The sequence below is a fragment of the Paucilactobacillus salsurae genome (genome assembly GCF_054784995.1).
Window position 1 is genome coordinate 23,026 of the sequence record NZ_BAAHWX010000009.1, and the last position, 24,200, is coordinate 47,225.

The 24,200-nt window shown below is 41.4% G+C and carries 19 protein-coding genes; 14 read left to right on the forward strand and 5 right to left on the reverse strand.

From position 1 onward, the window contains the following. Positions 1 to 60: 60 nt before the first annotated feature. The 6 genes from ACYVQZ_RS07700 to ACYVQZ_RS07725 all read left to right on the forward strand — a co-directional run bounded on the left by ACYVQZ_RS07700 (position 61) and on the right by ACYVQZ_RS07725 (position 10,035). A complete protein-coding gene (locus ACYVQZ_RS07700) occupies positions 61 to 747 on the forward strand; it encodes a 2,3-diphosphoglycerate-dependent phosphoglycerate mutase (RefSeq protein ID WP_461240824.1) in 687 nt (228 codons plus the stop codon). Between the two features lie 160 nt (positions 748 to 907). Next, complete coding sequence (locus tag ACYVQZ_RS07705; RefSeq protein WP_461240825.1) at positions 908 to 1,489, forward strand: sugar O-acetyltransferase; 582 nt, start codon at positions 908 to 910, stop codon at positions 1,487 to 1,489. 91 nt (positions 1,490 to 1,580) lie between these two features. Continuing rightward, positions 1,581 to 2,621 (forward strand): zinc-binding dehydrogenase, encoded by a 1,041-nt coding sequence (locus tag ACYVQZ_RS07710; protein WP_461240826.1) that lies wholly within the window; start codon positions 1,581 to 1,583, stop codon positions 2,619 to 2,621. A 308-nt stretch (positions 2,622 to 2,929) separates the two neighbouring features. Continuing rightward, the gene (locus ACYVQZ_RS07715; protein ID WP_461240827.1) at positions 2,930 to 3,337 is read left to right on the forward strand and encodes a KxYKxGKxW signal peptide domain-containing protein; all 408 of its coding nucleotides are present in this window, start codon (positions 2,930 to 2,932) and stop codon (positions 3,335 to 3,337) included. A gap of 9 nt (positions 3,338 to 3,346) precedes the next feature. After that, the gene (locus tag ACYVQZ_RS07720) at positions 3,347 to 9,328 is read left to right on the forward strand and encodes a mucin-binding protein (protein ID WP_461240828.1); all 5,982 of its coding nucleotides are present in this window, start codon (positions 3,347 to 3,349) and stop codon (positions 9,326 to 9,328) included. Between the two features lie 23 nt (positions 9,329 to 9,351). Further along, positions 9,352 to 10,035: an LPXTG cell wall anchor domain-containing protein gene (locus tag ACYVQZ_RS07725; RefSeq protein ID WP_487247581.1), complete on the forward strand. Its 684-nt coding sequence runs from the start codon at positions 9,352 to 9,354 to the stop codon at positions 10,033 to 10,035. 132 nt (positions 10,036 to 10,167) lie between these two features. Here the strand turns inward: ACYVQZ_RS07725 and ACYVQZ_RS07730 are convergent, their stop codons facing one another. Together ACYVQZ_RS07730 and ACYVQZ_RS07735 are read right to left on the reverse strand one after the other, a co-directional pair. Then, positions 10,168 to 10,854, reverse strand: a complete 687-nt coding sequence (locus ACYVQZ_RS07730) for an NADPH-dependent F420 reductase (protein WP_461240829.1) — start codon at positions 10,852 to 10,854, stop codon at positions 10,168 to 10,170. Further along, positions 10,854 to 11,906: an LLM class flavin-dependent oxidoreductase gene (locus ACYVQZ_RS07735; protein ID WP_461240830.1), complete on the reverse strand. Its 1,053-nt coding sequence runs from the start codon at positions 11,904 to 11,906 to the stop codon at positions 10,854 to 10,856. The genes ACYVQZ_RS07730 and ACYVQZ_RS07735 overlap by 1 nt, the downstream gene beginning before the upstream one ends. A 651-nt stretch (positions 11,907 to 12,557) precedes the next feature. Here ACYVQZ_RS07735 and ACYVQZ_RS07740 point away from each other — a divergent pair. Beyond that, a complete protein-coding gene (locus tag ACYVQZ_RS07740) occupies positions 12,558 to 13,199 on the forward strand; it encodes a FusB/FusC family EF-G-binding protein (RefSeq protein WP_461240831.1) in 642 nt (213 codons plus the stop codon). 134 nt (positions 13,200 to 13,333) lie between these two features. Continuing rightward, positions 13,334 to 13,801, forward strand: a complete 468-nt coding sequence (locus ACYVQZ_RS07745) for a DUF2975 domain-containing protein (protein ID WP_461240832.1) — start codon at positions 13,334 to 13,336, stop codon at positions 13,799 to 13,801. On the opposite strand, the gene ACYVQZ_RS07750 is transcribed toward ACYVQZ_RS07745, so the two are convergent. Further along, positions 13,794 to 14,477: a YjjG family noncanonical pyrimidine nucleotidase gene (locus ACYVQZ_RS07750; RefSeq protein WP_461240833.1), complete on the reverse strand. Its 684-nt coding sequence runs from the start codon at positions 14,475 to 14,477 to the stop codon at positions 13,794 to 13,796. The two genes, ACYVQZ_RS07745 and ACYVQZ_RS07750, sit on opposite strands and share 8 nt — an antisense overlap. A 127-nt stretch (positions 14,478 to 14,604) precedes the next feature. Here ACYVQZ_RS07750 and ACYVQZ_RS07755 point away from each other — a divergent pair, with 127 nt between their 5' ends. Next, a complete protein-coding gene (locus ACYVQZ_RS07755) occupies positions 14,605 to 15,435 on the forward strand; it encodes a hypothetical protein (RefSeq protein WP_461240834.1) in 831 nt (276 codons plus the stop codon). Positions 15,436 to 15,473: 38 nt separating this feature from the next. Here the strand turns inward: ACYVQZ_RS07755 and ACYVQZ_RS07760 are convergent, their stop codons facing one another. Then, positions 15,474 to 16,373, reverse strand: a complete 900-nt coding sequence (locus ACYVQZ_RS07760) for a DegV family protein (RefSeq protein ID WP_461240835.1) — start codon at positions 16,371 to 16,373, stop codon at positions 15,474 to 15,476. Between the two features lie 310 nt (positions 16,374 to 16,683). Between ACYVQZ_RS07760 and ACYVQZ_RS07765 the strand changes: the two genes are divergently transcribed. Beyond that, positions 16,684 to 17,793: a lactate oxidase gene (locus ACYVQZ_RS07765; protein ID WP_461240836.1), complete on the forward strand. Its 1,110-nt coding sequence runs from the start codon at positions 16,684 to 16,686 to the stop codon at positions 17,791 to 17,793. A gap of 47 nt (positions 17,794 to 17,840) precedes the next feature. On the opposite strand, the gene ACYVQZ_RS07770 is transcribed toward ACYVQZ_RS07765, so the two are convergent. Beyond that, the gene (locus ACYVQZ_RS07770) at positions 17,841 to 18,158 is read right to left on the reverse strand and encodes a MazG nucleotide pyrophosphohydrolase domain-containing protein (protein ID WP_461240837.1); all 318 of its coding nucleotides are present in this window, start codon (positions 18,156 to 18,158) and stop codon (positions 17,841 to 17,843) included. Positions 18,159 to 18,271: 113 nt separating this feature from the next. Between ACYVQZ_RS07770 and ACYVQZ_RS07775 the strand changes: the two genes are divergently transcribed. From ACYVQZ_RS07775 to ACYVQZ_RS07790, 4 genes are all read left to right on the forward strand, one after another. Then, complete coding sequence (locus ACYVQZ_RS07775; protein WP_461240838.1) at positions 18,272 to 19,051, forward strand: alpha/beta hydrolase; 780 nt, start codon at positions 18,272 to 18,274, stop codon at positions 19,049 to 19,051. Positions 19,052 to 19,205: 154 nt separating this feature from the next. Further along, a complete protein-coding gene (locus tag ACYVQZ_RS07780) occupies positions 19,206 to 20,171 on the forward strand; it encodes a ketopantoate reductase family protein (protein ID WP_461240839.1) in 966 nt (321 codons plus the stop codon). A 116-nt stretch (positions 20,172 to 20,287) separates the two neighbouring features. Continuing rightward, positions 20,288 to 22,132 carry a heavy metal translocating P-type ATPase gene (locus ACYVQZ_RS07785; RefSeq protein WP_461240840.1) on the forward strand — a complete coding sequence of 615 codons (1,845 nt, stop codon included), beginning with the start codon at positions 20,288 to 20,290 and terminating at the stop codon, positions 22,130 to 22,132. Positions 22,133 to 22,255: 123 nt separating this feature from the next. Next, complete coding sequence (locus tag ACYVQZ_RS07790) at positions 22,256 to 24,160, forward strand: heavy metal translocating P-type ATPase (RefSeq protein WP_461240841.1); 1,905 nt, start codon at positions 22,256 to 22,258, stop codon at positions 24,158 to 24,160. Positions 24,161 to 24,200 lie beyond the last annotated feature (40 nt).

The following is a 24,200-nucleotide window of genomic DNA, read 5'->3' on the forward strand; positions in this document are numbered from 1 at the left end:
TTTTTGGCATTTCAGAGTAGAATATAAAAGATAATAAGAAAGAAAGAGGTCATTGAAACTATGGCAAAACTTGTATTAATCCGTCACGGACAAAGCGAATGGAACTTATCTAACCAATTTACTGGTTGGGTAGACGTTGATTTAAGTGAAGAAGGCGTAAAACAAGCCCAAAACGCTGGTAAAGCAATTAAAAAGGCCGGCTTGGAATTTGATTATGCTTATACTTCAGTATTGAAACGTGCCATCAAAACCTTACACTATGCATTGGAAGAATCAGATCAAATCTGGGTTCCAGAAACTAAAACTTGGCGTTTAAACGAACGTCACTACGGCGCTTTGCAAGGCCAAAACAAAAAAGAAGCTGCCGAAAAATTCGGTGAAGATCAAGTGCACACTTGGCGTCGTTCATACGACGTGCTTCCTCCATTGTTAGATGCTAACGATGAAGGTTCAGCTGCTCAAGATCGTCGTTACGCTAACTTGGATCCTAAGTTGATCCCTGGTGGCGAAAACTTGAAAGTTACTTTGGAACGTGTCATGCCTTTATGGGAAGATGAAATTGCACCTAAATTATTAGACGGCAAGAACATCATCATCGCTGCCCACGGTAACTCATTGCGTGCCTTGAGCAAGTATATTGAGCAAATCTCTGATGAAGATATCATCAACTTGGAAATGGCTACAGGTCAACCAGTTGTGTATGACTTTGATGAACATTTGAATGTTTTAGGTAAAGAAAAATATTAAGATCGTGATTCATTAGATCTGGTTGAGCACTCACTTTGGTGAGTGCTTTTTTTATTTAATCATTAGTATAGTTAAAATGCATACATTTTAATTCAAGATAGGTATTAGACATGATGAATGAACGCAGTTATTCTTAATTTATTGAGAAAAAGAGTGGTAGGTGAATGATTTGAATACTTCAAATGATATTTTAAAACGTGCTCAGGCGGGTGGCTTGATTGCATATGATGACCCTGACTATGGAAAGATTGATGCAGTTGTTGAAGAAAATGCGCAGCTGACGGCACGATTTAATAATAGTTATCATGATCCAGAAGGACGACGCCGTTTGTTGAGCCAAGTATTTGGTTATGAAGTGCCAGCAACAACAATTATTAACGCACCATTTAATACAGACTTTGGTCGTCACACCCAGCTGGGTGAACGAGTTTTTATCAATAAAGACTGCATGTTTGTTGACCTTGGGGGTATCACGATTGATGATGATGTCTTAATTGGGCCACGTACCATTTTAATTTCGGTCAATCATGTTGAAAAACCTGAACAACGACGCAGTTTGATGACCAAGGCGGTTCATATTAAACAACATGCTTGGTTGGGTGCGAATGTAACAGTATTACCAGGGGTCACGATTGGTGAAAATGCCATTGTCGGAGCTGGGTCAGTTGTTACTAAGGATGTTCCTGATAATACGATAGTTGTTGGTAATCCAGCTAAAAAAATAAGGATGACTGCGCAGTAAAGCATAGAAGAGTTAAAATGGAGTCGATGTCTGGTTTACGTGTTAAGTCGCAAACATCTAACGTTGTATTGAAATAAGGAGTAGATAAAAAATGAAAAGTACATTATTTGTAAAACCCGGTGAAGTAACCATTAAAGATATCGAAAAGCCAACCATTCAAGCAGATGACGATGTGATTATCCACGTTGTTCGCACCTGCGTGTGTGGTTCAGATTTATGGGCTTATCGTGGCTTAGAAGACAAAGAACCTAATTCAGAAAATACCGGTCATGAGGCGATTGGAATTGTGGAATCAGTAGGGGATGCAATTACTAGTGTCGTTCCCGGTGATTTTGTGATTGCGCCATTTACACATGGCTGTGGTCATTGTGCGGCTTGTCGTGCCGGCTTTGATGGTGACTGTCAGAATCATACAGATAACTTCAGCAACGGTATTCAAGCTGAATATGTCCGTTTCCAACATGCTAACTGGGCCTTAGTTAAGATTCCTGGTCAACCAGCAGATTACAGCGAAGAAATGTTAAATTCATTATTGAGCTTGGCTGATGTTATGGCCACTGGTTACCATGCTGCACGTGTGGCTAATGTGAAAACTGGTGACACCGTGGTTGTCGTTGGTGACGGTGCTGTTGGTTTATGCGGCGTGATTGCAGCCCAAATGCGTGGTGCTAAGCGCATCATTGCGATGAGTCGTCATGAAGATCGACAAAACTTAGCATTGGAATTCGGTGCGACAGATATCGTGACTGAACGTGGCGATGAAGCAGTTGCCAAAGTCATGGCGTTGACGAACAATGCCGGTGCTGACGCCGTCCTTGAATGTGTTGGTACTGAACAATCAAATGACACAGCTATGCGTGTTGGTCGTCCAGGTGCCATTGTTGGTCGGGTTGGCTTGCCACATGAACCAAAAATGGATATGACCCAGTCATTTTATAGCAACACGATTATTGCGGGTGGCCCAGCGTCAGTGACGACTTATGATAAGACAGAACTTTTGAAAGCTGTTTTGGATGGTCAAATTCATCCAGGGAAGGTCTTTACTAAGTCATTTGCATTAGATGACATTGATGCAGCATATCAAGCAATGGCCAATCGTGAAGCCATTAAATCATTAATTGTGATTCAATAGAAGAAGTGATTAAGACTTCTAAATGAATTAAAACTTTTAATATAATTTAAATACGCCATTATAATTTGAACTTTTGTTTCGATTATTATGGCGTATTTTTATTGTACTTAATTAATTAAATTTCCGTAGTTATTAAATGGCATTAATCTATGCAAAATAGTATGTACAAATGAAGCTATTTGTGCAATGATATGTGCAGATGGTTGACAATTAATCCACTTAATTGATTCGTCACCATAACAATACTAACAACTGATTAAAAAAATTGTCATGATGGGGTTTGGGTATGATAAGGAGGTCATTATCCGATGGTAGGCAAGAATAATTATCAAAAGGCCGTGAAGGCCAATTTGCAAGAACATCATAAAGCGTACAAGGTTGGTAAAAGGTGGGTCTACGCTAGTATTTCTAGTTTAGCGTTTGGCTCAATGCTGTTTTTCAGTGGCCAACTGACTAGTTTTGCTGATACAACGACGGCTGATGCAACTGCTAATAGCACCACGAGTGCAGCCATTGCCGATAGTTCGAGTGTGACGTTAAAAACTGTTGCTAGCTCAGCAAAAAATAATAGTAGCGCTGTTACTAATCAAACGGCTGTAGCGTCTTCGTCAGCGGCTACTTCATCAGTGGCAAAAACAACACTCAATAATCCAACTGATAGTGAATTAGCAGCAACTAAAACGAGTGCTGCGGCCAATTATGCTGTTACTGCGTAACCACAAGAGGTGAACGCCATTGCTGGTACACCAACGACTGCCAATAAAATCAAAATTGAATCTGACGTAGCAACTCTTGGTAATGGAACCACACCATTGAATTCGGGAAATGCTGTAACAGATTATACAGTCACAGTTACATTTTCAAATGTCAAAGCTGGGGATGTCATTACCTACACGTTGCCCACTAATTTGGATCTATTAAAATATATTTCAACTGTCAACATGGTTGCTGGAACTGGTACAACTACTGTTACCAAAAATGATGATGGAACAGTTACCATTACGGACACAATTGCACAAGATTTAGTTGGAATTAACATTCAAACCAGTAAAGTCTCTTCATATAACAATAACGCAGACATTACGATATCACCTGATCAAATTGGAAAGACGGTGGTCGGTTATATTACCAGTACCTATAACGGAGTTGCAGATGGATCATTTGCAATTACACAAACGTATACACCTTCAATAACGATTCCGACTTCACCAACTCGAAGAGATCCAACACCATCAGTTGTCAGCTCAGTCTTACCAAATACCGATTATGTCTATAAATTTGCACTCGCGGAAACACCTGACTTTATTGCTGTTGGCGGTGATTCATTTGCGCAACCAAGTCAACAAGTTCGAAAAATGTTGAATACTGGCGGTGCTGTGATTACTATTCCAGTACCAAGTTCATTCGTATTAAATTCGTCATTAACTACTGACTTGAATGGCTTGGGTAGCTCAACGACAACGATTACCCAAGCAGGTAAGGGTGCAGATATCATTATTACTGTGCCTGCTGGTAACGGTGTATCCGGAGGAAATCTAAACCCATATTATTTGGCAGGATCATATGATATTACGCAGACGTCATCGAATCAAACGGTCACTGCCACATCAGGTGCCACAATCAGTCAAGTTGCACCCAATGGTATGATGACAGCTACAACGGCCGATAATTCAGTTTGGACAGAACAAATTGCGGCAGCTGATCAGGCAGATACCGAAACAACTGCAACTGTTAGTGGTAAGGGTAACTCATCAACAGCTGTTGATAAACTAATTTTAAATGCGGGACCAGATGCGCCACAATACATTAATCAAGTAACTGTTAACACGGATTCTGCCTATGAAATCACAGATGCTCAAATTACTTTCAATATTCCAGATGGTATTGATGGTACTGGATTCACAGTACCTAAATCGAATGATAGTTATACGAATAAAAATGGTCAATATACACGTGGGACGACTGAATACAGTTACACGGTCACACATGCAGATGGAACTGTCGAAACTGGCACTGTCGCTGACGGTGACACATTTACATCTAGCAAAACTTCACCAATTCGTACCATCGTTCTAACACCTAATTATTTAGCTCCAGGGGCTGGAGTTTACTCATTTAATCTCATTGGAACTTTATCGGATAATTATGATGATGGAACCGCAGTTGCAGTTGGCGATCAGTTGATTTTCACACAATCCGTTAACTATCCAAGTAATCAAAATGCCAATGATCCAATTACAGCAACTAACACTGAAACAGTGGTGGAAGGTGTTGCTCAATTGCGGGGTTATTTGCAGGGTAAAGATTCTCAAACGACTCCTGGTAGAGGAGCAGGCTCATACTTGGCTAACCAAACTGGTAATTGGGGGCAGACAACTAATTATGTTTATGAACCAATTATGTACTTTGTTTTGCCATCATATGCCTCAGTTGATTATGTTAAGGTACCTGAAGCTGATTTAGCCGGCGGGGTCAAAGTCAGTTATTACACGACTGATACCGGCGCAAAGGGTGTCAAAATCGACTATTCTGGTACTGGTCTTTATATGAATGCCGGCGCTGGGACAGGTGTATATGGAGTAGCATTGGACGCTTCGCCAATCGATACCGTGGCTGGATCATATCCAAGTTACTACTACATCTATTCACCACAAACAACGATTGTCACTGGCGCTAAGAATGCACCAGTTACAGATTTAACTTTAACTGATGGGGATGCTAACGCAGTCCTTGTTTACAGCCCAAACTGGAAGATTGAAACGGTACGATCGACTACCTCTTTCAATTTTGGCCAAGGTAATCAAGATTCAGAAGCCGTCACAAGTGGAACCTCCCAAGTGACTGGCGATTCAACCATTAATTTTTACACCAACATGGTTAATTCGTTGGCTGCTGAAACAACGAATACTTCTGAAGTAATTAATTTACCAACAATTGGTGATTCCTCAGGATCGACTTATACGTTTAAATTAAATGGACCAATTGAACTACCAAAATCATTTACAAATGCTGCCAACACAGACAATCCATTGAGTAAAGATGCCAAGGTTCTGTACAGTGTTTCTCTTTATGATGATACTGGTACAGCTACAAGCCCTGATACGACAGGCTACATGACTGCCGATGAGCTCACTGCAGCTGGGTATGATTGGTCAGATGTACGTTCTATTTATATCGATGTTGAATCAATTCCAGTTGATAATTCAACTGGTCGAATTAAGATTTCTGGGACAACCGATGATTTTCCAAAGCAAGTTGGTAAGATTGGTTATCTCGAAAGTATTTACTACGCAAACGAAGCCAATCCAGCAGTAGGTAAACAAGCAGCTTCGGTAGCCATCATTGGAACCTCAGATGTTAAAGCACAATTCCACTATGTCGACAATTCAGGAAACGATGTTTATATTCCATTGCCTGACCTCACTAAGACGTACAATGATGATGTTGATACGATGAATGCCACTGATTTTCCTGCCAGTGAAGCAGATTTCAATGCGACTGACCTGGCATTGATTCCAACTGACTATAAGCTAGCAACTAACGCAGATGGTAGTTTGCAACAATCTATTATTAATTCGGACGTTCCTAATTATAGTGGTTTACCAAATGATACAGCTGCATTTGGTCAAACAGTAGTTTACTATTTCGATGGAGATACTGTAACCTACGAACTGACAAATGGTAAAGCTACAGCCACCGTAACCTATGTGGATGATGATAATAATCAATCTGTCGTCGGTAAACCATCTAAGATTACTGGCTTAATTGGTACAAAAGGCACTTACACGGCAACACCACCTACGCTTTATGACCTCGCTCCTAAACAAAGTAATAAGATCGATTATGTCATTGCTACAGATGGCTCTGATGACATTACCGTTCACTTGGTTCATCAACATGAAACCGGAACGGCAACTAGTACCTATACCGTTAAAACAGCGGGATTGCCAGTTGATAAAGCTATTGCAGATGATTCAAAGACTGAAAATTGGACCACTGATACAGATAAAGTGACAAACGTTGTCACTTATACACCAACTGACAAGTCAATTGAGGTTACACCAACACAAGTTGCCGGCTATTCTGTCACACCTGCAAGTCATACCTTTACATTTACTGAGGACACGACTGCACCAACAGACCAAGAATTCACATTCGAATACTCAGCTGATCCACAAACATTGACGATTAACTATGTCGATGTTTCGACTGGTAACCAAGTTGCCACTGCTACAAAAGATGGGACAACTGATGAACCTGTTGATTATACAGCAGATCAAGTTCCAGCTAACTATGTTTTGGCAAAGGGACAAGCAGCAACTGGTACGAAGACATTGACCACTGATCCAGCTAAGAATGTGGTAGTCATTAACGTGGCACCATCAGTGGGTCATACTACCAAAACAACGACGCAAACTGTGAAGTATCTGCTACAGGGTACTGAAACCCCATTACACGCGGAAACAACGCAAGTCGTTACTTGGAACATTTCGACCAATGCTGTTACTGGGGATGTCATTGCCACACCTCAAGGGCTGTACGCAGAAACAACAGCGCCAGTAATTGCCGGTTATACCCCAACAACTGGTAGTGTGCCATTAGATAAGTTAGTTGCAGGCACTACATTGCCAGAAGACACGAGTGCTACCATCTTCTATACTGCCAATGGTCAATCATTAGCGATTACCTACGTTGATGATTCAACGCATACGACAGTAGCCAGTGATTCAGTACCGGGTAAGACAAATGAGTCAGTTAATTACACGGCAGATAAGATTCCTGCTAACTATGTCTTAGCAATTGGTCAAGCTGCAACTGGTTCGCAAACATTAAGTGCTGATGCAACTAAGAACACCGTTACTATTCATGTGGTTCCAGTTATGGAACATAGCACACAAGACACCACGCAAACGGTAAATTACGTAGTTGCTGGCACAACACATGCTTTGCATGAACCAACGACGCAAACAATCACATGGAATATTTCAACTAACGCTGTCACGGGTGAAGTGATTGCCACGCCACAAGGCGCTTATGCCGCCACTGGCGCACCAACTATCGCAGGCTACACACCTGACAAGACAAGTGTTGCGGCAACGACACCAACTGCAAGTACCAAATTGCCAGAAAATACTAGTGCCACGATTAACTACACGGCTGACCCACAAACACTGACCATCACGTACGTTGACGATTCAACCAAGACGTCGGTTGGTAATGATTCTGTAGACGGTGTAACGGATCAAGACGTTAGCTACACAGCAGACAAAGTACCAGCTAACTACACTTTGGCTATTGGTCAAGCAGAGTCTGGTACACAAACATTGAGTGCGGATGCAACGAAGAATACTGTTACCATTCATGTTGTCCCAGTGGTTAACCACACCACCCAAGACACAACACAAACGGTAAACTACGTTGTTAGTGGCACTGACACAGCATTGACGGACCCAACGACACAAACAATTACGTGGAACATTTCCACTAATGCGGTTACTGGTGAAATCATTGCCACACCACAAGCTGGTTATGCGGCAACGACAGCACCAACAATTGCCGGCTACACACCAGATAGGAAAACTGTTGCAGCAGATAATCCATCACCAAGTACTACAATGCCAAAAGACAGTACTGAAACAATTAACTACACAGCTGATGGTCAAACATTGACGATCAATTACGTAGATGATTCAACTCATACAAACGTTGGCACAGATACTGCAACTGGTGTTACAAATGGCACGGTAGCTTATCAGGCAGATAAAGTACCTGCTAACTATGTATTGGCTACTGGTCAAGCAACGTCTGGAACACAAACCTTATCTGCTGATCCAACCAAGAACGTCGTGACGATTCATGTGGTTCCTGCTGTGGCACACACAACACAAACCACGACGCAAACAGTTAACTATGTTCTTGCCGGAACAACGACAACTATGCAAGATCCAACCACACAACAAATTACTTGGAACATTTCAACCAACCAAGTAACCGGTGAGATGGTTGCAACACCGCAAGGCGGTTATGCAGCCACTACAGCACCAACGATTGCCGGCTACACGCCAGATAAAACAAGTGTGGCCGCCGATAATCCAGTCGCAATGACAACCTTGCCAGAAGATAGCAGTGCAACGATTAGCTATACTGCTGATCCACAAACCTTAACCATTAACTATGTGGACGGGGCAACTGGTAAGACAGTGGCTACAGACACAGTTCCTGGGACCACCGATGAAGTAGTAAATTACACTGCTGATAAGGTCCCTGCTAACTATGTTCTAGCAAACGGTCAAGGAACAACTGGTACACAAACATTGACTGCTGATCCAGCTAAGAACGTAGCTACAATTAAAGTTGTTCCTGCTGTAACACACAGCACACAAGTAACAACGCAAACAGTTAACTACGTGCTTGCAGGTACCACAACTGCATTGAAGACACCAACCACCCAACAAATCACTTGGAACATTTCAACTGACCAAGTGACAGGTGACATAATTGCAACACCACAAGGCGGTTATGCGGCAACTACAGCACCAACGATTGCCGGCTACACACCAGATCAAACGAGTGTGGCAGCTGATAATCCAGCCGCAATGACAACATTGCCAGCGGACAGCAGTGCAACAATTAGTTACACCGCAGATCCACAAACATTGACGATGTTACTGGTGCAACAATTAGTACGGATACAGCCACTGGCGTAACGGATCAGACCGGCACCTATACAGTGACAGTTCCAGCTAATTATGAATTGGCGACAGGTCAAGCTGGTACGGTAGCCTACACGTTGAATGCAGATAGTGCGAAGAACAATGTCGAAGTTCATCTGACACATCATATCAGTCATACAACGACGACAACGACACGTACTATTAACTACTTGGTTAAGGGTTCGGATGCACAAGTAACCGACCCAGATGTTCAAACGATTACTTGGAACGTTTCAACCGATGATGTTACCAATGCTAGTGTTGCCACGCCACAAGATGGTTATGCCGAGGTAACAGCACCAACGATTTCTGGGTATACTGCTGATACGCCGGTGGTAGCTGCTGAAAATCCAGCTCCAACCTCTGCAGATCAATTAGCAGGCGAAACGGTGAATGTTTATTACATCCTTACTGAAACAGATGACAATGGTGAAGGCGATAACGGCACACCAAGTCAACCAACTGATGAAGGGACGACGACACCAACCGATACCAATAATGGTCAAATTACTGTTCCAACCAAGACGGGAACACCAGCTGGTACGCAAGCAGTTAAAGTGACTGGAACTCAACAAACTAAGGCAACTGCAAATAAATTGCCACAAACTGATGAAAAGGCCAATAGTATGGCAATCATTGGATTAGGATTGATGAGTTTCATGAGCTTTATGGGACTTGCAAGAACTAAGAAGCACGACTAGCTTGTAGCAAAGTTAGTTTGAAACACACAAAAGGCACACCTTTATAGGCGTGCCTTTTGTTTTTGTGCTAATTTTTACCAAGGGTTAAGTAAAAAAACTAGTCATACCAATATAAGGCAGACTAGTTAAGTGTTATTTAATTTTACCACCGCGTTTTGCAATTAATTTTTTACCATAATCACTGTCATAAATCTGATCTAATTTGGTTTGGAATTCATCACGCGGAATTGCTTCGCCAAACAGTGGACTGCCAGGTTCGAGTAGCAATCCAAACCGTAATGGTCCAAGATCGAGCGGATCAAAGCCAAAGTCACTAATGACTTGTTTGACGGTTGGCCGAATGGCATCATGATCGGTGGCAAAGGCCATTGCTCGGCGAACGTCTGGATGACGATCAACTTCAATTTCTAGATCATGGTAGCCCATATGATTGAATGCTTTAGCAACGAAACTATCTTTCAGATGGTCTTGCATGACTTCTGATGAAGAATGCGTGAAATTGGAAATATCATTATGAGTCCCGTCCACCTCAACCCAATAGTTGGTGGCATCAAGCACAATTTTACCTGCCAGAGCCTTTGGATCTAGCTCTTGATAATGACTGAGTGGGATGGCCAAGATGATGATATCAGCTTTTTGAATCACTTCATCGGTACTTAAGGTACTGGCACCGGGTGCGAGAGTATCGATGACCCATTTTAAGTCGTCCACTTTGTGACGGCTACCAATTAAAATGGGTAAATCAGCATTTACGCCTAATCGAGCAAGGGTTGAGCCTAATTTACCAGCACCAATAATGCCAATGGTTTGTTTTGTCATTACTTGTCGCCTCCTGCTCCTAACAATTCCTTCACGCGTGGAATAACTTTTTCACCGTAGTTTTTGATAGTCGCCTCACGTTGATGAAGCAGTTGACCACCAGTTCCATACACTAAATCAAAGCGTTGCATATCCATGGCACTCATGCTTTTGGCAATCTTAATGGCAACCTGTTCTGGCGTTCCAACGTAATAAGAACCTTGATCAATTTCGAATTCAAACCGATCACGAGTCATTGGTGCCCAACCACGGTCAATTCCAATGCGGTCCATTTCGGCTTTAATATACTTCCAACCCACTTCGATAGCTTCTTGCTCGTCATCTAAGATAATACCGTGGGCATGCATGCCTAGTGGGTGAGCCGTCTTACCAAATTGTTTAACGGCTTTGTGATACAAGTCCACATAAGGGCGGAAACGAGTTGGTTCACCACCGATAATCGCAATGACGACAGGTAGGTCGTAGTAAACGGCGCGGATGATTGATTCAGGTGAACCACCCACTGCCACGCTGGTCGCAATGGTTTCATCTTTTGGTAATTTAGGATAAATTGGTGTATTGGTCAGTTTTTGGGTGAACTTACCATCCCAATTCATTGGTTTTTTCTTGAGTAATTCTTCCCACATGGCAATTTTTTCTTCAAATAAAGCATCATAGTTTTCGAGATCATAACCATAGAGTGGGAACGATTCAGTAAATGAACCACGGCCAAGCATGACTTCTTCACGACCGTTCGAAAGGGCATGTAATGTACTGAAACGTTCAAAAACACGAACAGGATCGTCACTACTAAGGACAGTCACTGCAGTACCAAGTTTAATATTTTTGGTTACTTGTGACATTGCGGCAAGCACAGTTTCTGGGCTGCTAATTGCAAATTCAGGGCGATGATGTTCACCAAGGGCAATCAGGTCAATGCCAAGTTCATCAGCCATGTGGGCTTCTTTGACCACTTGTCGTAATGTTTCTTGGCCCGTCATTTGTTTGCCATCATCAGTAAATCCAATATCACCAAAAGTGTCGAGTCCGAATTGATATTTTCTATCTGCCATGAGTAAATCCTCCGTTTGTACTTACTTTTTGTAAGTAAAGTAATTTATTGTTATTTTACCTGATTTAATAAAAAAAGCAACTAATTATGTTATCGAAGAAAAATGGATTAGAGTTTCATGAAAAATTGACTTGTTCGCTTTTTGCATAGTTAAAGCCTGTTAAGGTGGTTATTGTAGAGATGTTAGAGCGGCAGTGATGTGATTAGAATTTGGAGGTGTTGCCAATGCAATATCAAAAAAGATTCGAAAGGATTACTTTATGTGTTAATTGGATTTGCAGCCATTCTGTTTGGAATTGCTGCAGTTCTAAAGGCGATTGCAGCAGTGATATTAGCTGTTGCATAGTTGATAAAAACACAAAAAAAGAGCCGACTCTAACTTTTCGACAAGCAGACGGTTCTTTTTTGTGTAACAGCGAAATGAACTAAGCTGTCCCTCTACATCTTTACCACGAGCTCATTATAACATGGCTCGTGGTATTTTTGAATCCATAAACAAGCATACTCTGGTATACTGTTATCATTCACACTTTAGGAGGTGGTAGAATGATACGTCTCGTATCTTCTAGTGCAGAGGTTGACGTCCGTTAACCGAATCACTAGACAGAATTCTCTTTCTAATGATTCACGTTTGTAATGAAAGGAATTCTCTATGACAACTAAAATTCAACCTTACCAATTTATGCAACTGCAAGAAATTATGAATGATCTCATTCACAGCTATCAATCACTGAGCGATTTTCGCACCATAGAAACGGTACAGGCCATCGCGGTCGAAAAAATTCAAGATACGATTCCTGATTTAAAAAGCGAAGCCCAAGAAATCGGTGAATTTGCATTGACTGCGCAATTGCGGCATCGCTCAGTAGATCAATTTTTTGAAACTTTCAAAGACAATGTCATCCCGTTTGTGGCCCCGAGTCAAAAACAGGTTGAAAAAGTTTTTCGGAAGGTCAAAAAATTAAAAGTACCTGAATTTGCATCGATTGATTTACGTGACTACACGTACTATGGCTGGAATGATATTGGTAGCCAACGAAAATTTATTCTCTATTATGATGAACATGACAAACTAGCTGGCGTATACGGCAGTATGTCACCCACAGTGGTGAAAGGTTTTTGTGCCATTTGCCAACATGAATCAAATGTGGCGCTATTTGCAACGACAACCAAACATGGTAGTGAAGGACAATATACTAAAAAAGGAAATTATATTTGTACTGACAGCACACGCTGTAATCATCAGCTTTGTCGCCGAGCTGATTTAGATGCATTTGTTGCAAGTGTTAAATAGTTGATAAAACAAGAGCCACCGCAAAATTATGCGGTGGCTCTTGTTAGTTAAAATTTGAATAATATTAGGTGGAGATGATTGGCATGGTAGTTTGAAGTCAGTATAGTAAGGCAAAACAGTCGGGGAGTGATTTAATGAAATTCCGCTCATTAATTTTAAAATTGATTTTATTGATCATTAGTTTAGGTGTGATTGCAGTTGGTGCAGTTCCACTGCCAGCGATTATTCATGGCCTCTTAACCACAGCGCCACATCATTTGCGTTTTGTCGGCTGGCTTTTAATTATTGGACTTTATGGTGTCATTATTAGTTTTTTGAGTGCCGTATTTTTCGCATTTCGCCTGCTGAGATTAATCGATCGCCAAAGTGTTTTTAACACAAAAGCAGTCGGCACCATCGCGGCTGCTAAATGGAGTTGTACAGTCATGTTTGTGAGTGCATTATTGTGGTTGCCGTTTATTTATTCAGTGGTGCAACAAGAAGACGCGCCAGGATTAATGTTAATGGGATTGGTACTCATCATGGTGCCACTAGTAATCGTTATTTTCTTAGCCATCATTCAGCGCATATGGCAAGCTGCAGTCAACGAGGTAACTAATTAATTAACTGATTAATTTCTAAGAGATCTGCAACTTCATATGTGGGTTGATAATCACCGTGATTTTCAGCCGCAGTCGGATTAAACCACACGCTATCAAGTTGAGCCTGGTTAGCCCCAGCAATATCGGCAGTCAACGAATCGCCGATCACCAACATCTCGCTAGTTGGCACGGTTGGCAGTTGGTTAAACACAAAATCAAAAAACCGTTCATCAGGTTTACGAAAACCGATATCCTCTGACAAAAAAATTTGATTAAAGTATGGTTGTAAATGAGCTGCACTCATTTGGCCAAGCTGTTTAACCTTGGTCCCATTTGAAATCACGTAAAGTTGATGAGTCGCTTGTAGCTGATTTAATAACTCATTGGCATGAGTAATCATGTGACTTTCGTGATTGAAAAATTGGCTAAAGTGCTGTTGCATGGCAACACCATCGACGGTCATGCCGAGATGTTCAAAAAATAGGCGAAATCGATTATCAAGTAAATATTTGCGATCAATGGTCTGTTGTTCAAACTGTTCCCAAAGATTTTCGTTTAGTTGATGGTAGTAGTTGAGGTCTGCTGGCGTTAGAGTAAGGTTTAAATCGATGGCTAATTTAGACAGCGCAGCTGATTCGTTAGCGGTGGTATCCAGCAGGGTGTTATCAATGTCGAACAATAAGGTTGAGTAAGCCATGACAAATGCTCCTTTGAGTTAATAGATCCAATATACCGTCAATCTTGATACCAATCAATAGTCGAGACTCATTAGTAAAATCGTGGTACGATATTAGTAATATTAATGCGAAAGGAATTTGCATCTGATGCTTTCACCACAAATGGGAAAAATTATTATGCTGATCATCAACGTGGCCTTTTTGGCATGGGCTTACAAGCTGTTGATGGGTCAATATGAAGATGAATCCAAGTATCAAGGTTCGGTGGGGATGTTGTATAAATATTTTCATCAGATGCAAGATGCAGTGAATAAAACTGGAGAAGGGAACCGACAGTTAATGAAGCAGGGCTTAAATTTCATCGGCGTGCCATTACTGTACACATTATTTTCAAACTGGGTGAGTCAACGATCGCTGACTGCCAGTGTGTGGAGCATTATTGGTAATGCGGCGCTCCTTTTGATTTTTGGCATGCTATTTCTCTTTTCATATCGCATGATTCGGCTCAATGAATTTTATCCAGATAAATGGGCGCAAAAACGACAATGGTTTAGTGCTTCTGGGCAAGCAATTGCTAAATTGATTGCCAGCCGCAATACACTGACTGAATGGGAACAAACTGTTTCGACATTGGCCAGAGATTTTGATGAACAGCAATTAGCGGGTAGCCACGATTATCAAATTAAACAGCAAATCAATCTCATCATTGCGAATCATGAACAACTGGGCCGCAAAGAAATTGGCGCCATTTTGCAACTTCAACAAAAGTTAAGTTCACCTGTGCAATACACGGATGAGGAAAAATTAAAAATTGCCATGTATTTCAATCAGGCAGATCAAGTGGTTGCGGTGATGGCCGATATGTACAGTAAAAAATCAGATGAAGAAAAACATCAAGAATTTTTAGTCAATAAAAAAACGCAACAAGTCACGTTCATTATTATTGCGCTCGTGACGCTGTTGCCAACATTATTATAAAAAACGAGTTGCAGCTTAATTGTGCAACTCGTTTTACTTTATTTTTTTAGTGCGGTTAATAGGTCATCTTTTTCAATCCGAGGTTCATCACTTTCAAAAAATAGGGCAGTTGTCCCTAATCCGGTATGACTAACTAGAGTAGCTCCTAGATGAACAACTTCAATATGGGCATCAGGTAGCTTTTCTAAAATTTTATCTTTTAGATACTCACCCATGCTGAGACTATCGCTAGTCGTGATTAACATGTTGATTGGTTCGGTTGGCGAAACATGTTCCAGTGCTGTTTTTACCATATAAGCAAAACTCTTTTTCTGAGAACGAATTTTGCGGAGATTGACTATTTTACCAGCTAAATCAAGGCCTAGTACGGGTTGCACTCTGAGTAATTCACCAACTAAGGCACTGGATTTAGATAAGCGACCACCACGGACTAAATATTCCAAGTTAGTGAGGGTAAAGAGATGATAGATATTGGCGCGATGATTTAACAGCCATTCAGAAACCGTATTAATCGTCCAATTATCTGCGCGTTTGAGGGCGGCCTCTTGCACTAACAGGCCTAAGCCACCACTACCGCCTAAAGAGTCAACGATATGAATGACCGCATCGGGAAATTTTTCTAAAACGATGTCTTTAGCTTGTTGGGCTGCTTGAACAGTGCCACTCATGCCTGAAGAAAAGCCAATGTAGAGAATTGGCGTACCTTCTTTGGCGTAGGTGGTGAAACTGGCCACAAAATCACCCATGTTAACTTGGGCAGTTTTCGCAAATTCGCCATCCCGAATTTGTTGGTAGAATTTGGAAAGTTGATCAGGATCTTTAGTATCTTTGAATGATTTATCCGCAATTTCAATCGCAATTGGCATGATTGAAATATCCTGTGCTTCAATAAATGCTAATGGTAAGTCACACGATGAGTCTGTAATTAGTTTAAACATAGTGAGCTCCTTTGCGATTGAACGCAGCTAGTCAGTAAGACTAGTTAATCTTGTTTAGCTAAATATATAATAATTTAGGCCATGAATCAACTTTAACTGTATCAAAATTATGACCGGTACACTATTAATTTATCGATTAAAATAAAATAATTAAACTATAAATGTTGTTAAATCAGGGTTAGCGAGCGATGAAAACTTCGGCAAATAAAATTTTTTCCAAAAAAAGGGTAAAAACATTTGACTTACTTTTTGTAAGTGAATAGAATGGTCACTGTTGAATCTTAGAAAATTTACTTGGAGGTAGATCATTATGGCAATTACAAATGGTTACGAACAAAACGAAAACGAAAAAGAATTAGCAATTTTAAACTTACCAACTTTGGAAGAAGAAGCAAAAAAGATTATTCCAACTGGCGGTTTTGGTTATATTTCTGGCGGTTCAGAAGATGAATGGACACTTCGTGCAAACCGCAGTGCTTTCACGCACAAGCAAATCGTGCCCAAGGCATTGAGTAATATTGAAGATCCACAAACTGATACGACTGTCTTTGGCTTGAACCTGAAAACACCAATCATGATGGCTCCTGCCGCAGCACAAGGTTTAGCTCACGTCAAAGGAGAAGTTGATACAGCTAAAGGTGTCGCAGAAGTTGGTGGCTTGATGGCCCAAAGCACTTATTCATCAACTTCAATTGCGGACACTGCCGCAGCTGGTAATGGTGCCCCACAATTTTTCCAACTTTACATGAGTAAAGATTGGGAATTTAACAAGTCATTATTGGACGAAGCTAAAAAAGCCGGTGTTAAGGCGATTATTTTAACCGTTGACGCGACAGTTGATGGTTATCGTGAAGCTGATATTATCAATAACTTCCAATTCCCAATCCCAATGGCTAACTTGACTAAGTTCAGTGAAGGCGATGGTAAGGGTAAAGGAATCGGTGAAATTTACGCATCAGCTGCGCAAAAGATTGGTCCTGCAGATGTTAAGCGCATCATTGATTACACTGATTTACCAGTGATTGTAAAGGGAATTGAATCAGCTGAAGATGCCCTTTATGCAATTGGTGCCGGTGCCGCTGGCGTGTATGTTTCAAACCATGGTGGTCGTCAATTAAATGGTGGCCCAGCTAGCTTTGACGTCCTAGAAGATGTTGCCAAGGCAGTTAACCACCAAGTTCCTGTAATCTTTGATTCAGGTGTTCGTCGTGGTTCAGATGTCTTTAAGGCAATCGCAGCCGGTGCAGATTTGGTTGCTATTGGTCGCCCAGCCATTTATGGTTTGGCACTCGGTGGTGCCCAAGGTGTCGCTAGCGTCTTCAATCATTTGAATGATGAACTTAAAGTTATCATGCAATTAGCTGGAACAAAAACGATTGCAGATGTTAAACATGCACCATTATTAAACATCAAATATTAAATCTTTGAAATAAGTAAGGAGTTTCGCAATCGCGAAACTCCTTTTTGTTATTCATGAAATCGTTTGTGTAATTTAGCTTCACTTTGTGATAACAATTCTTCGGCGTCAATATCATATTTACTGCACATAATCAAAATTTGATCAAGTGCGTCACCCAACTCTTCATGAAGATTAGCCTCTAATTGGTCTGGTGCTTCATTTTTTTCACCCGGGTGATCACGGCCAATTTCTAAAGCGCGAATAGCACGTGACAGTTCGCCGACTTCTTCTGTGAGGTAGTTTAGTCTGATAAAAGGTGAATAATCAAACCAGTGGTGACGTTGATAAAAATCAACTAACCAAGCTTGATGGCTCGCAAGTGTCATGGTCTTCCTCCTCAATCATAATTAGTTATATGATCAAGCATAAGCAAATACGTTGTATAATTGAAGAATAATCGATATGCTTAAGAGAAACTAAAACATTGGGTGAATTTTAGATGTCTGGAACAACATTAAATATCGAATACGACTCAGCCTACCATTTGACATTAGATCGTTACTTGCCAAAACGATTCCCGGTAGCAACGATTATTGTCATCCATGGTGGCGGTTGGTTTCGTGGCGACAAACAAAAAGATGCAGACTGGGCCAAAACGTTGGCAGATTATGGTTATGAAGCACTAGTACCGAATTATCGCCTCACACCGACAGCCTATTACCCGGCGCCATTAGCTGACATGGATCAATTGATGGCTTGGATTAATAAACAGCCGGAATATCAGGATCGCCACATTGGCGTGTTTGGTTCATCAGCCGGTGGTAACATGGCAGTTGAACTTGGTATCAAATATGGTATTCCATGCGCGTCATTATCCGGCATTTTGGATATTGAAGATTGGCTTGCGCAACATGAAAATGTTGTTGCAAAACCAGATCAAACACAAGATTTTGACAATACCGCCAGTGCCCAAATCAACCAAACAGGGGCCAATGATAGTTTTTATAAATGGTTTGTCACTAACTATTTTCAAGGTGAGATTCCGCGTTACCACGAGGCAACGCCCGATCAGCATGTTACCAAGCAAACAGGCCCAATGTATTTAGCTAATTCAGTCAGTGAATTTGTCCCTGTTTCGGGAATGTTGAACATGGCGACTGCATTGACTGAAAATCAAGTGCCTTTTACAATGCGATTATTGAAAGGTTCTCAGCATGCTAAAGGTTATTTAGATGATGTGGCTGCCGATGTATTAAACTTTTTTGAACAAATGCTATAAGTAAGTTGGTATCAATGATGATACCAGCTTTTTTTGTGTTTAAAATTAGAATTTCCTCATAATACTCATTGACATTTAATAATTTCAAGAGTAAATTACAAGCAACTTGTTAATGACATAGATTCAACAAGTGTTTTTAGAGGGGGCAATACATATGAAATTTACAGTTATTGGAGCGGGAGCCATGGGCTTACGCTATGGTATTTTATTACAGGATGCAGGTAATGAAGTTGATTTTATCGATGGTTGGGATCAAAACATCGCTAAAATTCGCGAACAAGGTGGGGCATATGTCTCACGTGATCATGAAGATAAGCATCTAGCGAGTATTAGCATAAGTACACCTGAAGAATATGATGGCGATCCAGATTGCTACATCTTTTTCATGAAGCAAATGCAACTCGCTGACATGTTGAAACGCTGTCAGCACTTCTTCAAACCTCATCAATACGCGTTTACCTGTATGAACGGGATGGGGCATATCGATAAGTTAGCACAATATTTCGAACCAGCCAAAATCATTGCCGGAACGGCACTTGTGGCGACCGTGTTGAACGGGCCAGGGGATGTTGATTTTATTGGCAAACGAGGCGCTGGGTCGATGAATATGGCGAACTACACTGAAAAACCTGATGAATTCACGCACGCCCTCTTTAATGAGTTGGAAAAAGCCCAGTTCCATCCAACTCTCACAACAAATTTCATGGGAACGCTGCTGGCCAAAGTAGTGTTCAATTCAGTGGTCAATACGATTTGTACGATGTTTGAAATGACGATGGGTGAATATGCCGCTTATGATGGGGCCGAAGAAATGGCCCAACAATTAATTGACGAAGCATATGACGTCTGTGAACGTGCCGGGGTTAAATTGATTAATACCCGGCAAGATGAAGTGGCTAGCATTATGTATGTTAGTAAAGAAGCAATGCCACTGCATTATCCTTCAATGTATCAAGATATGCATAACTATCGCCCAACCGAAGTTGATTATATCAACGGTTATCTGGTGAAATTAGGCGATGACCATCGGTATAATGCCAAGACGCATCGCTTCTTAACACATGAAGTGCACTTGGCTGAACTTGGTAAGCAACGCGAATTGAAACAACAAGCTAAATAACTAAAATTAGGGGTCTCACTTTGGGTGAGGCCTTTTTATTTGGCTGCATTTGAGTGGCTTGCCCTGATTTATTCATGGTAAAATAATAGTAATAATAAGGCTTAAAGGAGGATATCATGAAAAACAAAACCAAGTTAGTGATTACGTTAACGGTGGGTGTTTTGGCATTAATTTTGGCCTTTGTTTTCCATTTACCTAAGGCGGCGCAGTGGTTGGCGACGATTGCGGGTTCCGTGGTGGCCATCCTGATGCTGATTGATATGGTAAAAACACTACGCTCAGGTAAATATGGGATTGACCTGCTGGCCATTTTAGCCATTGTGGCTACTTTAATTGTTGGTGAATACTGGGCGAGTTTAGTGGTGTTAGTGATGTTAACCGGTGGCGACACCCTGGAAGACTATGCTAGTAAAAAAGCGGGACAGGAACTTAAATCACTGCTGGATAATTCTCCGCAAACCGCTCACCGACTCGTGGACGGTAAACAACAAGATACTGCTGTTGAAAATGTGCAGGTTGGCGAACAGTTAGTTATTTTGCCCGGTGAACTAGTGCCGGTTGATAGTAAGATTGTCGCCGGATTATCTGAATTTGATGAATCTTCTTTAACTGGTGAATCACGACCGGTCACTAAACAAGTTGGTGAAACAGTCTTGTCAGGCTCCGTTAACGGTGACGCGGCCGTTACGGTGACGGCCGTTAAAACTGCTGAAAATAGTGAGTACCAAGCCATTGTGAAACTGGTTCAAGCTTCGGAAAGCCAACCAGCGCATTTCGTGCGCATGGCGGATCGCTATGCCATTCCGTTTACCATTATTTCAATTGCCATCGCCATTGGCGCATGGTTGATTTCTGGTGACCCGATTCGTATTGCGGAAGTGCTCGTGGTTGCTTCACCATGCCCGTTGATTCTCGCAGCACCAATTGCATTGGTAGCGGGTATGAGTCGAACGAGTAAAAACGGGATTGTCGTAAAAACAGGAACAACCATTGAAAAATTAGCACAGGCCAAGTCAATTGCCTTTGATAAAACCGGTACGCTCACACGTGGTCATCTCGAAGTTGATGAGATATTTGCCCAAGCACCCTATCAAAAAGACGAAATTATTCATCTAGCTGCCAGTGCTGAACAACGCTCGGGGCATATTCTGGCGCGGTCATTAGTGCAATATGTTGGTGCAGACACACTTAGTAATGTAACGAATCTACAAGAAGTGACTGCTCAAGGTATTGAAGCAACGGTGGATGGCAAACGTATCAAAGCTGGAAAATTGAAATTTGTGACTGACGAAGACATTCAACCACTTGAAAAAACCGCTGTTTACGTGAGTGTCGATGGTAAATTTGCCGGCTGGATTTCATTTACGGATCAATTACGCCCAGAAACGAAGTTAACAATTGATGAATTGCAAAGACTAGGGGTCGCCCACCGAATTATGTTGACGGGTGACCAGACTAAGATCGCTGAAACCATCGGCAGTCAACTGAATTTGAATGAGATTCATGGTAATTTGCTGCCGGCTGATAAAATCAAAATTTTACGTCAAATTGATCCTGAATACCGACCAAGTATTATGGTTGGAGATGGTGTGAACGACGCGCCTAGTTTGACGGCCGCGGATGTCGGCATTGCTATGGGGGAACATGGGGCCACTGCTGCTAGTGAATCCGCTGATGCTGTGATTTTGAAAGGTGATCTAACAAAGGTTGCTAGTGCGGTAGTCATTAGTCAAGATACCATGAGAATTACCAAGACGGACGTCATCACGGGTATCATTATTCTGATTGTGTTGATGTTGATTGCAGCCACGGGTGTGATCCCAGCACTCGTTGGTGCCATGTTCCAAGAAGTGGTTGATATGATCACCATTCTGTTGGCACTCCGGGCAAAGAATGGGAGTCGTCGCAGTCAAACTGAAATGGCTCAGTTACAACAAAAATATCAAACAGCAACCAAATAAAAGATCTGAGATTGATGTCTCAGATCTTTTTTTGATATTTTAACAAAACTTGACTTGCGTCAATTTTATTTATTCGATTTGACCTTATGATATAGTCATCAAATCGAAAAGGAAGTTGTAAAGATGAAATTTCAAATGTGGATTCAAAAACATACCAATCAAATTACACTAGTCACTGCCATTTTAATTGTGGTCGGCTATCTTGCTAAGTTCGGATTACAAAACGTTGTGATTTACAATGTGGCACTAGCAATTGCTTCAATCATTGCTGCAATTCCGATTTTCATTCACGCCTACCAAGCATTACGGGTTAAAACCATTAGTATTGAACTGTTAGTTAGTATCGCGGTTCTGGGTGCGTTCATTATTGGTGAATACAATGAATCAGCGATTGTCACTTTCTTATTCTTATTCGGTAGTTATTTGGAAGAACGGACATTATCAAAGACGCGTCAATCAATCAAATCTTTGACGCAAATGGCACCAACCACTGCACTAGTTCTCGATGCAGATGGGAACAGTGAAGAAGTTGATGTAGATGATGTTGAAAAAGGTGATATTGTTCTAGTGAAAACCGGTGCTTCAATTCCGGTTGATGGCAAAGTTGTGGAAGGTCATGGTTACACAGATGAGTCAGTCGTGACTGGTGAGTCCAAACAAGTGGCTAAAACACAAGATGATGAAGTCTTTTCAGGGACGTTGTTGAGTGATGGTTATTTAAAAATCGCTGCCACCAAAGTGGGCGATGACACGACATTTGCCAAAATTATTGAATTAGTCGAAGATGCTCAAGATACAAAGTCACATGCTGAAAAATTTATCGATCGGTTCGCGACTTATTACACACCAGCTGTTTTGATTATTGCCGCACTCGTCTTCTTAGTTTCACGTGACTTTAAGTTAGCGATTACCGTTCTCGTTCTCGGTTGCCCAGGAGCTTTAGTGATTGGTGCGCCGGTTTCAAACGTGGCCGGGATCGGCAATGGGGCTAAACGGGGTATCCTAGTTAAGGGTGGCGAAGCAATGGATCGCTTCTCTAAAATTGATACTTTTGTCTTTGATAAGACTGGAACATTAACCTTAGGCAATACTTCAGTTTCTGCCATTAAGACTTATGACAGTGAAGAAAATGCCGCTCTGAGCCTCGCTGCTAAAATTGAAACTTTATCAGATCATCCACTCGGTCGCGCCATCGTTAATGAAGCAAATAATCGCCAAATTGATCTTAACGCGATGCAAATTAGTGATAATCAAACCGTTAAAGGTCAAGGAATTCAAGCAACGATTGATGAACAACCGGTGTTAGCTGGTAACCTAGCTTTAATGGAAGCTAATCAAATTCAATTGAGTGACCAACAAACTAAAGATTTAAATGAACTCCAACAAACTGGTAGTTCAATCGTGATTATCGCAGTTGGCAAAGCAGTCAAAATGATTCTAGGTGTCTCAGATATTATTCGTCCAGGGGTTGCTGACCAATTGGCCCAATTACGCAAAATGGGCGCTAAGCACTTAGTGATGTTAACGGGTGACAATCAAGTGACAGCTCAATATGTGGCTGATCAAGTAGGTATTGACGAAGTTCACGCGCAATTAATGCCAGAACAAAAGGTCGAATTTGTCAAACAGTTCCAAGCAGCAGGTCGGACAGTCGCCTTTGTTGGAGACGGCATCAATGATAGTCCTTCGATTGCTACTGCTGATATTGGGATTGCGATGGGTAGCGGGACTGATGTGGCCATTGAAACTTCAGACGTTGTTTTAATGCAATCGAATTTTGAAACATTAGTACATGCATTTGGGTTAGCCAAAAAGACAGTCATCAACACAAAGGAAAATATTGTAATCGCTGTCGGCGTTGTGGCCTTTCTATTACTTGGATTAGTAGCCGGTTTTATCTACATGGCCAGTGGGATGTTTGTTCATGAAGCAAGTATCTTAGTTGTGATTTTCAATGCTATGCGCTTAATTGGTTATGGCCAAAAAAAGACAACTCAACCAGTGAATCAATCAGTTTTAGCAAAATAAATTGAAAAACTTGATTTGCGTCAATTTTTTTCCGACGCAT

What these genes read in the sequence shown, in the direction of transcription:
- ACYVQZ_RS07780 (WP_461240839.1), top strand. Translation starts at nt 19,206, where the DNA reads ATGAAATTTACAGTTATTGGAGCGGGAGCCATGGGCTTACGCTATGGT.
- ACYVQZ_RS07785 (WP_461240840.1), top strand. Translation starts at nt 20,288, where the DNA reads ATGAAAAACAAAACCAAGTTAGTGATTACGTTAACGGTGGGTGTTTTG.
- ACYVQZ_RS07755 (WP_461240834.1), top strand. Translation starts at nt 14,605, where the DNA reads ATGCTTTCACCACAAATGGGAAAAATTATTATGCTGATCATCAACGTG.
- ACYVQZ_RS07770 (WP_461240837.1), bottom strand. Translation starts at nt 18,158, where the DNA reads ATGACACTTGCGAGCCATCAAGCTTGGTTAGTTGATTTTTATCAACGT.
- ACYVQZ_RS07775 (WP_461240838.1), top strand. Translation starts at nt 18,272, where the DNA reads ATGTCTGGAACAACATTAAATATCGAATACGACTCAGCCTACCATTTG.
- ACYVQZ_RS07760 (WP_461240835.1), bottom strand. Translation starts at nt 16,373, where the DNA reads ATGTTTAAACTAATTACAGACTCATCGTGTGACTTACCATTAGCATTT.
- ACYVQZ_RS07735 (WP_461240830.1), bottom strand. Translation starts at nt 11,906, where the DNA reads ATGGCAGATAGAAAATATCAATTCGGACTCGACACTTTTGGTGATATT.
- ACYVQZ_RS07740 (WP_461240831.1), top strand. Translation starts at nt 12,558, where the DNA reads ATGACAACTAAAATTCAACCTTACCAATTTATGCAACTGCAAGAAATT.
- ACYVQZ_RS07790 (WP_461240841.1), top strand. Translation starts at nt 22,256, where the DNA reads ATGAAATTTCAAATGTGGATTCAAAAACATACCAATCAAATTACACTA.
- ACYVQZ_RS07730 (WP_461240829.1), bottom strand. Translation starts at nt 10,854, where the DNA reads ATGACAAAACAAACCATTGGCATTATTGGTGCTGGTAAATTAGGCTCA.
- ACYVQZ_RS07745 (WP_461240832.1), top strand. Translation starts at nt 13,334, where the DNA reads ATGAAATTCCGCTCATTAATTTTAAAATTGATTTTATTGATCATTAGT.
- ACYVQZ_RS07715 (WP_461240827.1), top strand. Translation starts at nt 2,930, where the DNA reads ATGGTAGGCAAGAATAATTATCAAAAGGCCGTGAAGGCCAATTTGCAA.
- ACYVQZ_RS07750 (WP_461240833.1), bottom strand. Translation starts at nt 14,477, where the DNA reads ATGGCTTACTCAACCTTATTGTTCGACATTGATAACACCCTGCTGGAT.
- ACYVQZ_RS07700 (WP_461240824.1), top strand. Translation starts at nt 61, where the DNA reads ATGGCAAAACTTGTATTAATCCGTCACGGACAAAGCGAATGGAACTTA.
- ACYVQZ_RS07765 (WP_461240836.1), top strand. Translation starts at nt 16,684, where the DNA reads ATGGCAATTACAAATGGTTACGAACAAAACGAAAACGAAAAAGAATTA.
- ACYVQZ_RS07710 (WP_461240826.1), top strand. Translation starts at nt 1,581, where the DNA reads ATGAAAAGTACATTATTTGTAAAACCCGGTGAAGTAACCATTAAAGAT.